The organism is Mesorhizobium sp. M7A.F.Ca.CA.002.04.1.1 (assembly GCF_004022805.1).
In the GTDB taxonomy this organism is placed as follows: Bacteria; Pseudomonadota; Alphaproteobacteria; order Rhizobiales; family Rhizobiaceae; genus Mesorhizobium; species Mesorhizobium ciceri.
In genome coordinates this window covers 1-10,842 of sequence record NZ_RZPL01000107.1, presented here as the reverse complement: position 1 = coordinate 10,842, position 10,842 = coordinate 1, and the positions used below count along the sequence as shown (strand labels likewise).

Here is a 10,842-nt window from a genome sequence, read left to right as displayed (position 1 = left end):
GTGTGCATCTCGTCGATGAACAGGATGATGTTGCCGCTGGCCGAGGTGACTTCGGAGAGCACGGCCTTCAGCCGCTCCTCGAACTCGCCGCGATATTTGGCGCCGGCAATCAGCGCGCCCATGTCGAGCGCCATCAGCTGCTTGTCCTTCAGCGATTCCGGTACGTCGCCATTGACGATGCGCAGTGCCAGGCCTTCGGCGATCGCCGTCTTGCCGACGCCGGGTTCGCCGATCAGCACCGGATTGTTCTTGGTGCGGCGCGACAGCACCTGGATGGTGCGGCGGATCTCGTCGTCACGGCCGATCACGGGGTCCAGCTTGCCGGCACGGGCATCCGCAGTCAGGTCGCGCGCGTATTTCTTCAGCGCGTCGTAGCCCTGTTCGGCACTCGCCGAATCGGCGGTGCGGCCCTTGCGGACATCGTTGATGACCTGGTTGAGCGCCTGCGCGGTGACGCCGGCCTTGGCCAATATGTCGGCGGTCTTGGCCGACTTTTCCATGGCGAGCGCCTGCAAGAGCCGCTCGACCGTGACAAAACTGTCGCCGGCTTTCTTGGCCAGTTCCTCGGCGGTCGAAAACACTTTCGCCAGCGGCTGGGCCAGATAGAGCTGGCCATTGCCGCCCTCGACCTTGGGCATCGCTTCGAGCGCCGTCTCGACGCCAAGCTTGACGTCGCGGATGTTGCCGCCGGCGCGTTCGATCAGCGACGCGGCCAAGCCCTCGTCGTCGTCGACGAGCACTTTCAGGATATGTTCAGGGGTGAATTGCTGGTGGTTGCGGGAAAGCGCCATGGTCTGCGCGGACTGGATAAAGCCGCGCACGCGCTCTGAGTATTTCTCAAGGTTCATATCTGTCTCCTTCCATCACCGGCCCGCTTTGCGGCACCGGATCCGATTGCGGTGACGGACCCGCTCATTCGAGCCGGGTCCAGTTGAGGCTGATATGGTGCACAGGCGCTGAACCCTCAAGACGTCCCGATATCGGCAACCACATAATATTGCACGGCCGCCCAAACGAAAACGGCGGAGATTTCTCTCCGCCGCTCAATGCCTTGAAATGCCGTTGGGTCAGTTATCGATATCGACATTGACCGGTTGGGCGTTGCCGCTGTCGGCCGGGGCCGCAGCCACCTCGCCGGCGTCGGTCCCGGAACTGGCATTGTCACTACCGCCATCAACCTGATCGGCGTTGACGCGCGGGCGGCGCGGACGACGCGGACGACGGGCAGCACCGCTTTCGGCGGCCGCCTCGTTGAGTTCGGCCTGGGCGGCAAGACCTGCCGGGGAAAGGTTCTCGAACGACGGAGCCGGTTCGGCCGGCGCCACAGATTCGGTCGGCGAAACGGCTTCGCCCTGGACCGGGATCTCGTTGCCCTGGGGCTGACCACCTTGCTCGGCGGACGATGAAAAGTCGCGCTGGCCGTTCTGGCCATAGCCGCCATTGGGGCGGCGATCACGATGGCGCCCGCCATTGTTGTCGCGGCCGCCATTGTTGCGCCCGCCATTGTTATCGCGGGCCTCGCGGCCACCTTCCCGGTTCAGCGCGACCTCGGCCGGCGTACCTTCGATAACCGGCTGCGGGCCGGCGCCATGGTTGACCACCGGGATCTGGACGTCGGAAGCAGCGTTGCTGTTGTTGCCGCTATTGTCGAAATCGTCGCGGTCCTCATCGCCATCATCGTCGAAATCATCGCGATTCTGCTGCGTGTTCTGGATCGGCATCTGCGCCTGTGCGGCCGCGATGATGCGATTGTAATGCTCGGCGTGCTGGAGATAGTTCTCCGCCATGACCCGGTCGCCGGAGCTGTGTGAATCACGGGCAAGGGTGGCGTATTTTTCGGCGATCTGCTGAGCCGAACCGCGGATCTTCACGTCCGGGCCATTGCTCTCGTAGTTGCGCGTCAGGGGATTAGGCCCCTTGCGGTTGTTGTTGTTATTGTTGTTATTGTTACCACCGCCGCCGCCATTGTTGTTGCGACCGCGCATGCGCCTGTTCTGCTGTTGTGGCCTCATCAAACTCTCTTCATTTTGAAATTTTCGAAAAACTCTTCACGAACGGAGGCGCTCATGCAGCCAGCCGTTTCGTCTCTTCACCGGCGTTCGCCCGCATCGATTGCGTTGGCGCCACGTGTCATCCTGTTCCGGTTACATCACTTGCCGGACGATTCCCGCACGAAGCTTGGGCATCGTTTGCGCAAGAAGGCAGCTATTTCCAAGGAAAACCGAATCGCTAAGAGCACTGCCTGCTTCGTCTCATCCGGTTAAGGCGACCCTAGCCGCATTCCCCGGCATTGCCAAGCGCTTTTTTGCACTGCGTCAAGGCTTTATCCTTTCAAAGACAATAACCCTGTCGTTTCCACCGAGGTCACGGAAAACACTGCCCGGCACGTAGCCGGCTGCAGTGAATATCTCGCAGACCTCGTTGCGTTGCGTATGGCCGATCTCGACCGCAATTCTGCCTTCAATTTCCAAAAACCTTGCCGCTTCCGCAGCGATGGTTCTGTAGGGGTTCAGACCGTCCGCGCCGCCATCCAGGGCTAGGCGCGGGTCGAAATTGCGGACTTCGTCCTGCAGATTTCCAATGTCTTCGGAAGATATATAGGGAGGGTTTGCGACAATTACATGGTACCGGCCGGAAACTTTTTCGAACCAGTCCGACTGCAGCGCCGTGAACCGGCCCGCAAGACCAAGTTGCCCGGCATTGCGGGCCGCCGTCGCCAGCGCACCCGCGGACAGATCGACGCCGGTGGCATTAGCCGTCGGCACGACGCTGAGCAGCGCCAGCGCAATGGCGCCGGTGCCGGTGCCAAGATCGAGGATGCGACACTCGCCTTCCTGCGTCGCAACCGCCTTGACGAAGGGCAATATCGCCTCGACCAGCGTTTCGGTATCCGGCCGCGGTTCCAGCGTTTCCGGCGACAGCGCCAGGCGCAAACCGTAGAATTCACGATAGCCGAGGATGCGATGCACAGGTTCGCCGCCGGCGCGGCGTCTCAACGCGGCATCGATTTCGGCAACAGCGCCGGCGCCGACCCTGCGTTCGGGGTCCGCAATGGCTTGCGTGCGCGTCGTGCCCGAAAAATGCTCGACGATCAGCCTCGCATCGAGCGCCGGGTCGTCGACGGTGCTGCCGAGCCGAGCCCGCGCTTCCCGCAGCAGCGGCCCGAGCGCGTTGGGCAGGTCAGTCATCGATGCCGATGTCGGCGAGCAGCTTGGACTGATGATCGGCGATCAGCGCGTTGATGATCTCGTCGAGTTCGCCCATCATCACCCGGTCGAGCTTGTAGAGCGTCAAATTGATGCGATGGTCGGTGACGCGCCCTTGCGGGAAATTATAGGTGCGGATGCGTTCCGAGCGGTCACCGGAGCCGACCTGTGACTTGCGCGATTCGGAGCGCTCCTCGTCAGCCTTGCCGCGTTCGAGATCATAGAGGCGGGCGCGCAGGATCTGCATCGCCTTGGCGCGGTTCTGGTGCTGCGATTTCTCAGCCTGCACGACCATGATGCCGGTCGGCAGATGGGTGATGCGGACGGCCGAATCGGTGGTGTTGACGTGCTGGCCGCCCGAACCCGAGGCGCGCATCGTGTCGATGCGGATGTCTTCGGCCCTGATGTCGATGTCGACCTCTTCGGCCTCGGGCAGCACCGCGACGGTTGCCGCCGACGTGTGGATGCGCCCGCTGGCCTCGGTCGCCGGCACGCGCTGCACGCGATGCACGCCGGATTCGAATTTCAGATGCGCAAAGACGCCCTTGCCCGACACCGTGGCGATGATTTCCTTGTAGCCGCCGGCATCGCCATCGCTGGCCGAGGCGGTCTCGAAACGCCAGCCGCGTTCGGCGGCGTAGCGTTCGTACATGCGAAACAGGTCGCCGGCGAAAAGCGCGGCCTCATCGCCGCCGGTGCCGGCGCGGATTTCGAGAATGGCGTTCTTGTCGTCGGCGGCATCCCTGGGCAACAGCAGGATCTGAATGTCCTTCTGCAGCGCCTCGATGCGGTCCTCGACCCCTGGCAGCTCGGCCTCGGCCAGCGCCCGCATCTCGGCGTCGGTGCCCCTGTCGGCAAGCATGGCTTCGAGGTCGGCCTGTTCATGCTCGGCCGCGCGCAGCGCCCTGACCTTGGCCACCATGTCCTGGATTTCGGCATATTCGGACGCCATGCGCACATAGGCGTCCGGCGCCGGGCCGGCCGACATCTGCGCTTCGAGCATCTCGAAACGCTTGACGACTTGATCCATACGATCGCGGGGCAAATTGACCATGATGAGGCTGCTATAACGGGATCGAACGGTCGTCGGCAAAGGCCTGCAGCAGCGCCCGCATCGGCAGGCCCTGTGCCGGAGCCATCAGATTGTCGTCGAAAAACGCCTTCAATTCGTCCAGCGGCAGTTCCGTCAGCATCGCCTTGACCGGCCCGATCGAGGCCGGCGACATCGAGATCGAGCGGAAACCGAGTCCGATCAACGCCATCGCCGAGATCGGCTTGCCGGCGAGTTCGCCGCATAGCGTCACCGGCGTGTGATTGCGGACGCCGGCATCGGCGATCTGCTTGAGGACGCGCAAGAAGGGTGCCGACAGCGTGTCGAAGCGGTTGGCCAGTTGCGTGTTGCCGCGGTCGACGGCCATGACGAACTGGAACAAATCGTTCGAACCGACCGAGACGAAATCGACCGCTTTCATCAATTCATCGAGCTGGAACAGCAGCGACGGCACTTCAAGCATCGCCCCCAGCTTCAGGCTGGTCGGCAAATGATGGGCAAAGCGCGACAAATGCCGCACCTCGCGGTCGATGATCTCGCGTGCCTGGGTGATCTCGCCGAGTTCGGTCACCATCGGCAGCATCAGCTTCAGCTCACGCCCGCCGCTGGCCTTGAGCAAAGCGCGTATCTGGGTGCGCAGCAGGCCCGGCCGGTCGAGCGTCAGGCGGATCGCCCGCCAGCCAAGCGCCGGGTTCTCTTCCTGGATCGCGCCCTTGAAATAGGGCAGCACCTTGTCGCCGCCAATGTCGATGGTGCGGAAGGTGACGGGCTTGCCGCGCGCCGCTTCGAGCACGTCGCGGTAGAGCTTTTCCTGGGCCTCGGCCCGGGGAAAGGTGGAAGCGACCATGAATTGCAATTCGGTGCGGAACAGACCGATGCCGGCCGCACCCGCTTCGGCAAGCTGCGGCAGGTCGACGGCGAGACCGGCATTCATCAGCAAATCGACCTGGACACCATCCCTGGTCGTCGACGGCTTCTTGCGCAGTTCGCGGTAGACCTCTTGCCGGCGCGCCCTGAAACGCACTTTTTCGGCATAAGCGGCCTCGAGATCGGGCTGCGGCCGTAAATGGATCACGCCCTCCTCGCCGTCGACGATGATGGCATCGCCGTTTTCCGCCATGGAAACAGCGCCCTTCATCTGGCCGGCGACGGGGATGCCCATGGCACGCGCGACGATGACGACGTGGCTGGTCGCTGCACCGTCCTCGAGCACCAGCCCGCGCATCTTGTCGCGGGGATAATCGAGCAGTTCGGCAGCCCCCATCGAACGGGCGACGATGATGGCGTCCTTAGGCAGCGATGCCGCGACATCTTCCGGCCCGCGCCCCATCAGCTGGCGCAGCAGGCGGTTGGCGAGGTCGTCGAAATCGCTCATCCGCTCGCGCAGATAGGGATCGGTCATGTGCAGCATGCGGGCGCGCATGTCGCTCTGCACCTTTTCCACCGCCGCTTCGGCCGTCAGGCCGTTGCGGATCGCCTCTTCCAGCCGTCGCACCCAGCCGCGATCGTTGGCGAACATGCGATAGGCTTCCAGCACCTGGCGATGCTCGCCCTCGAAGGCGACGTCGCGGCGTTCCAGCATGTCGTCGATGGACAGCCTGAGCGAGCTGAGTGAGGTCTCCAACCGGCGAACCTCTTCCTCGCTGTCCTCGTTGAACAGATTGGTGACGACGATGCGCGGCTCGTGCAGCACGACATGGCCAAGCCCGACGCCTTCATTGAAGGACAGGCCGGTGAAGCTGACAGGACGGCGCAGATCGAGTTCGAGGCCGGGCCGGGTCAGCCGCGCCAGATCGCCGGTGGCGATCATCTCGGCGATCACCATCGCCGTGGTTTCCAGCGCCTCGACCTCGTCGTCGCGGTAGTGGCGCATGGTCTTGTTCTGCACCACCAGCACGCCCAGCGTGCGCCCTGCCCGCAGCACCGGCACGCCCAGGAACGAGTTGTAGATCTCTTCCCCGGTCTCCGGCAGGTAGGCGAAGGCAGGGTGTTCCTGCGCATTGGACAGGTTGAGCGGCCGCGCGCTGGCGGCGATGGTGCCGACCAGGCCTTGGCCCAGCCGCAACTGCGCCAAATGGACGGCGTTCGGGTTCAGGCCTTCGGTGGCGTAGAGTTCGAGCACCGAATCGGCACGCAGCACATAGAGCGAGCAGACTTCCGCGACCATGTTGGAGGCGATGTCGCGCACAATCCGGTCAAGCCGCTCCTGCGGCTCCAGCGGCTCCTGCATGAGCTCGCGGAGCCGTTTGAGCAAAACGCGCGGGCCACTGGCCTGATCACGCATCGCGGCTTGTTCTCCAATGGGCATTCTGCCCGCCGCAGTTTCCACCGCGACCGGCGCACACGCAACAACTCAAATCGTTCTCGCTACTGCTTATCCAGACCGTAGACGGAATGCAAAGTACGAACCGCAAGTTCCGTATACGGGCCGTCGATCAGGATCGAAATCTTGATCTCCGAGGTCGTGATGGCGCGGATGTTGATCGATTTGTCGGCCAGCGCCTTGAAAGCGGTGGCGGCGACGCCGGCATGGCTCCTCATGCCGATGCCGATGACCGAAACCTTCGACATGCCGGCTTCCGACTGCACGACATCGTAGCCGATCGAGGCCTTGAGGCGTTCAAGCACGGCCAGCGCCTTGTCGACATCGCCCGACGGCACGGTAAAGGTCATGTCGGTGAACTTGCCGTCCTCGGAAATGTTCTGGACGATCATGTCGACATTGATGTTGGCCGCGGCCAGCGGCCCGAAGATGCCGGCGGCAACGCCCGGCCGGTCGCCGACCCGGCGCAGTGAAATCTGCGCTTCGTCCTTGGCGTAGGCAATTCCGGTGACGACCTGCTGTTCCACGATCTCTTCCTCGTCGCAAATGAGCGTTCCGGGCGGATTGAGCAAATCCCCCATTCCGGGCGCATCGGGATCGTCGAAGGACGACCGCACGAAGGTACGCACCCTGTGCACCATGGCAAGCTCGACCGAACGCACCTGCAGAACCTTGGCGCCGAGCGAGGCCATTTCAAGCATTTCCTCGAACGAGATCTTGGCCAGCCGCCGCGCCTTGGGCTCGATGCGTGGATCGGTGGTGTAGACCCCGTCGACATCGGTGTAGATGTCACAGCGATCGGCTTTGACCGCCGCGGCGATGGCGACAGCACTGGTGTCGGAGCCGCCGCGGCCGAGCGTGGCAATACGATTGTCCGGGCCGATGCCCTGGAACCCGGCAATCACCGCCACCTGGCCCTCGCCGAAGCGCTTGATCAGGAACGCACCGTCAATGTCGAGGATGCGCGCCGCCCCATGCGCATTATCGGTCTTGATCGGGATCTGCCAGCCCTGCCAGGAGCGGGCGTGCACGCCCATGTTCTGCAAAGTGATGGCCAGCAGGCCGGCCGTGACCTGCTCGCCGGAAGCGACGACCGCATCATATTCGCGTGCGTCATGCATCGGCGAGGCCTCACGCGTCCAGCCGACCAGTTCGTTGGTCTTCCCGGCCATCGCCGAAACGACCACCGCCACCTCATGGCCGGCGTCGACCTCGCGTTTGACGTGACGCGCCACGTTGCGGATGCGGGCGATGTCGGCGACGGAGGTTCCGCCGAATTTCATCACGATGCGCGCCATGGGAGCGAAATGCCTTTGCCTGAAGCCGGATCCCAGCCAAAAGCCGGAATCCCGAAAAGCGGAAGGCCGGCTGACGCCGGCCGCTGAATGCGCGGCCTCCTTAGCCAAATGACGAAGGTTTCGCAAGGCTGGCGGCCAATTGCCGGCTCCAGAAGCCGGCATATTGCCTTCCGCCCCGGCGCCGCCTACGAAATGCTGCCTGCGGGGAATTCTTTTGGTTCGGCATAGCAGATGATGATTGCTCGGTTTCGACGTGCCATGCGATGGCAATCGCTCCCGCTTGTCGCAGGCTTTGCGGTGCTGGCGCTTATTGTCGGCAGCCGTGCCATGCTGGTCGAGGAACAGCGGGCCAACCGCGCCGCCGCGCGCGAGGCAATCGAATATCAGCAATTGCTTTCGGGTCTGCTTTCTCTGGCACAGGAAGCCGAGAACGGCCAGCGTGGCTACCTGCTGACCGGCGAGAAATCCTATCTCGAACCCTATCGGAGCGCTGTCGGCGCCATTCCGGGGCAACTTGCCCGTATCGACAGCTTGACCGCCCCCGACGACCAGTTCGTCCAGCCGATCAACCACATCAAGGACGCGCTTTCGCAAAAGCAGGCTGAACTGGCCGAGACGATTGCCCTGTACGACCAGGGCAATGCGACGAAAGCGCTGGATCTGATTCGCAGCGGCCAGGGCAAGGCAGTCATGGACGAAATCCGAACCAGCATGGATACGGTCCGACGCATCAGCGCCGCAGCCGTCGCCGCGCGCGACGCGCATACCGACCAGGTCGAGACCTGGCTACGCATCGGTTCGGTGGCGGCACTGCTGGCGATCTTCCTGCTTGCCGGCTACGCGATCAGGGAATCGCGCCGCCGCTTCCTTGAGGTGGCGGTCGCCCAGGAGGAGTTGGTGCGCAAGAACGTCGCGCTCGGCAGAGAGATCGAGACACGTGAAAAGGCAGAATCCCAGATCCGCCAGATGCACAAGATGGAGGCGGTCGGCCAGCTTACAGGCGGCATCGCCCACGACTTCAACAACATGCTGGCGGTGATCATCAGCGCCATGAACCTCGCCCAGCGCAAGCTGGCGCGCGGCGAGCACGACATCGCACAATTCATCGACGCGGCGATCGATGCCGCGACCCGTGCCGCCAATCTGACGGCCCGGCTGCTCGCCTTCTCGCGTCAGCAGCCGCTGGCGCCGCAGATCGTCGACGCCAACCGCCTGCTGACCGGGATGTCCGACCTGATCCGTAGGGCACTCGGCGAAACCATCCGCATCGAAACGGTGCTGGCGGGAGGCTTGTGGAAAACCCATGCCGACCCGAGCCAGATCGAGAACGCCGTTCTCAACCTGGCCGTCAACGCCCGCGACGCCATGGGCGATGACGGCAAGCTGACCATCGAGACCGCCAACAGCCATCTCGACGACAGCTACGCCGCCGCCCATGCAGAAGTCGCGGCCGGCCAGTATGTGATGATCGCCGTCAGCGATACCGGTTCGGGCATGACCCCCGATGTCATGGCCAAGGCCTTCGAACCCTTCTTCACCACCAAGCCGGTCAACAAGGGCACCGGCCTTGGATTGAGCCAGGTGTTCGGCTTCGTCAAACAGTCGGGCGGCCACGTCAACATCTATTCCGAGCCCGGCGAAGGCACGACAATCAAGATCTACTTGCCGCGGTATTTCGGCGCCGAAGAGCCGGCCGTGCCCACCGGGCGCGGCGACAACTCCGCCGCACCGGTCGCCGAAACGATCCTTGTCGTCGAGGATGATGCCCGCGTGCGGGTCTCCACCACCGAGGCCATACGCGAACTCGGATACACCGTCATTGATGCCGCGAGTGGCGAGGAAGCGTTGCAGAAACTGGCGGAAAACCCGAAGGTCGCCCTGCTGTTCACCGACATCGTCATGCCCGTCATGAACGGCCGCAAGCTGGCGGAAGAGGCCGTTGCCCGCATGCCGCTGCTGAAGGTGATCTTCACCACCGGCTTCACCAGGAACGCCGTGGTCCACAACGGCGTGCTCGACCACGACGTGCATTTCCTCGCCAAGCCCTTCACCATCGAGCAACTGGCAGCGAAACTGCGTGACGTGCTTGGCACGACGCAGGTCGCAGCGGACTGATCACAATCGCTTCAGCCTGACGCAGCCGCGCGTCTCCAAAGGCCGGGATAGTCGACAACGAAGCCGTGCGGCGAGACGTTGAGGGTCTCGTCATAGCCGAACACCGGCGCGGCATAGGCATAGCGAACCGTGTCGAGACGCCGATAGGTCTGATCGAGGCGCACCAGGCTCAGTTCAGGGAAAGTCAGGTAGGCGGCCGGGGCAGGCGACGCTTCGCCGATCCCGAGGCCATACCGGCGGATCGCCAGCAGGTTCGATGCCGGTGTGAAGCCAAGATCGACGTCGACAAGACCGTCGACACCCTGCTGGACTTCGCCGTTCAGCGTCCACTGGCCGTTGAAATCGCGTTCGATCGCATAGTGCAGCTGGCGCGTGCCGAGAAAGCCTTCGACAAGCGCCGCCCGCGTGTGCCAGCCGGCATCGCAATTCACCCCGTAGGCGAGGCAGCACGGCTTGCCGTCCTGGATGAAGATGGCTTGTCCCTTGAGGCTGTGCCCGCCATCGGTCTGCGCAAGCAGACAGGCATCATGCCCCTCCACGTCCAGCCGATGCCAGAGGATCGAAGCCGTCATTGCTGTCATCGTCACCTCCTTCGAGTTCAAAACGATGATGTGTTCCTTCGCCCGCCAGGCCAATTGTGTTTCACCGCAGCGCACTCCAGCTGACATGCCCTGACAGAATCCGGCTCCCTGCCGGCAGAGGAAAATTGTTGCCTTGACATTCGCGGCTTCACGCCCGACTTCCTAGCGCATGACCCCGAAATCGAAGTCGATTTCGGAAAGGATCATGCGCAGAATCTAAAGTGCTACAGCGTCCTTTGCGCGTCCAAGAGGACGCGCGGCGCTGTAG

Annotated in this window: 8 protein-coding genes; 1 reads left to right on the top strand and 7 read right to left on the bottom strand. The window is 63.3% G+C overall.

Annotated features, from left to right (window positions below; genetic code table 11):
- The 6 genes from ENZ75_RS08275 to ENZ75_RS08250 form a co-directional block, all read right to left on the bottom strand.
- Positions 1-848: Clp protease N-terminal domain-containing protein (locus ENZ75_RS08275; RefSeq protein ID WP_128278016.1), on the bottom strand; the 848-nt coding region annotated here is incomplete at its 3' end.
- A 219-nt stretch (positions 849-1,067) separates the two neighbouring features.
- Complete coding sequence (locus ENZ75_RS08270) at positions 1,068-2,012, bottom strand: DUF4167 domain-containing protein (RefSeq protein ID WP_024503799.1); 945 nt, start codon at positions 2,010-2,012, stop codon at positions 1,068-1,070.
- A 303-nt stretch (positions 2,013-2,315) separates the two neighbouring features.
- On the bottom strand, positions 2,316-3,188 hold the full coding sequence (gene prmC / locus ENZ75_RS08265; protein WP_063169067.1) for a peptide chain release factor N(5)-glutamine methyltransferase: 873 nt from the start codon (positions 3,186-3,188) through the stop codon (positions 2,316-2,318).
- Positions 3,181-4,260: a peptide chain release factor 1 gene (gene prfA / locus ENZ75_RS08260; RefSeq protein ID WP_013529461.1), complete on the bottom strand. Its 1,080-nt coding sequence runs from the start codon at positions 4,258-4,260 to the stop codon at positions 3,181-3,183. The genes prmC and prfA overlap by 8 nt, the downstream gene beginning before the upstream one ends.
- A gap of 10 nt (positions 4,261-4,270) precedes the next feature.
- The gene (gene ptsP, locus ENZ75_RS08255; protein WP_063169068.1) at positions 4,271-6,541 is read right to left on the bottom strand and encodes a phosphoenolpyruvate--protein phosphotransferase; all 2,271 of its coding nucleotides are present in this window, start codon (positions 6,539-6,541) and stop codon (positions 4,271-4,273) included.
- 83 nt (positions 6,542-6,624) lie between these two features.
- Positions 6,625-7,878: an aspartate kinase gene (locus tag ENZ75_RS08250; protein WP_063169069.1), complete on the bottom strand. Its 1,254-nt coding sequence runs from the start codon at positions 7,876-7,878 to the stop codon at positions 6,625-6,627.
- Positions 7,879-8,136: 258 nt separating this feature from the next.
- On the opposite strand from ENZ75_RS08250, the gene ENZ75_RS08245 reads away from it, so the two are divergent.
- On the top strand, positions 8,137-9,993 hold the full coding sequence (locus ENZ75_RS08245; RefSeq protein WP_063169070.1) for a CHASE3 domain-containing protein: 1,857 nt from the start codon (positions 8,137-8,139) through the stop codon (positions 9,991-9,993).
- Positions 9,994-10,004: 11 nt separating this feature from the next.
- On the opposite strand, the gene ENZ75_RS08240 is transcribed toward ENZ75_RS08245, so the two are convergent.
- Positions 10,005-10,574: a putative glycolipid-binding domain-containing protein gene (locus ENZ75_RS08240; RefSeq protein WP_063170342.1), complete on the bottom strand. Its 570-nt coding sequence runs from the start codon at positions 10,572-10,574 to the stop codon at positions 10,005-10,007.
- Positions 10,575-10,842 lie beyond the last annotated feature (268 nt).

Bases quoted from the DNA above. Each gene is read 5' to 3' on its own strand.
- ENZ75_RS08270 (WP_024503799.1), bottom strand. From the start codon at position 2,012: ATGAGGCCACAACAGCAGAACAGGCGCATGCGCGGTCGCAACAACAAT.
- prmC (WP_063169067.1), bottom strand. From the start codon at position 3,188: ATGACTGACCTGCCCAACGCGCTCGGGCCGCTGCTGCGGGAAGCGCGG.
- prfA (WP_013529461.1), bottom strand. From the start codon at position 4,260: ATGGTCAATTTGCCCCGCGATCGTATGGATCAAGTCGTCAAGCGTTTC.
- ptsP (WP_063169068.1), bottom strand. From the start codon at position 6,541: ATGCGTGATCAGGCCAGTGGCCCGCGCGTTTTGCTCAAACGGCTCCGC.
- ENZ75_RS08250 (WP_063169069.1), bottom strand. From the start codon at position 7,878: ATGGCGCGCATCGTGATGAAATTCGGCGGAACCTCCGTCGCCGACATC.
- ENZ75_RS08245 (WP_063169070.1), top strand. From the start codon at position 8,137: ATGCGATGGCAATCGCTCCCGCTTGTCGCAGGCTTTGCGGTGCTGGCG.
- ENZ75_RS08240 (WP_063170342.1), bottom strand. From the start codon at position 10,574: ATGACAGCAATGACGGCTTCGATCCTCTGGCATCGGCTGGACGTGGAG.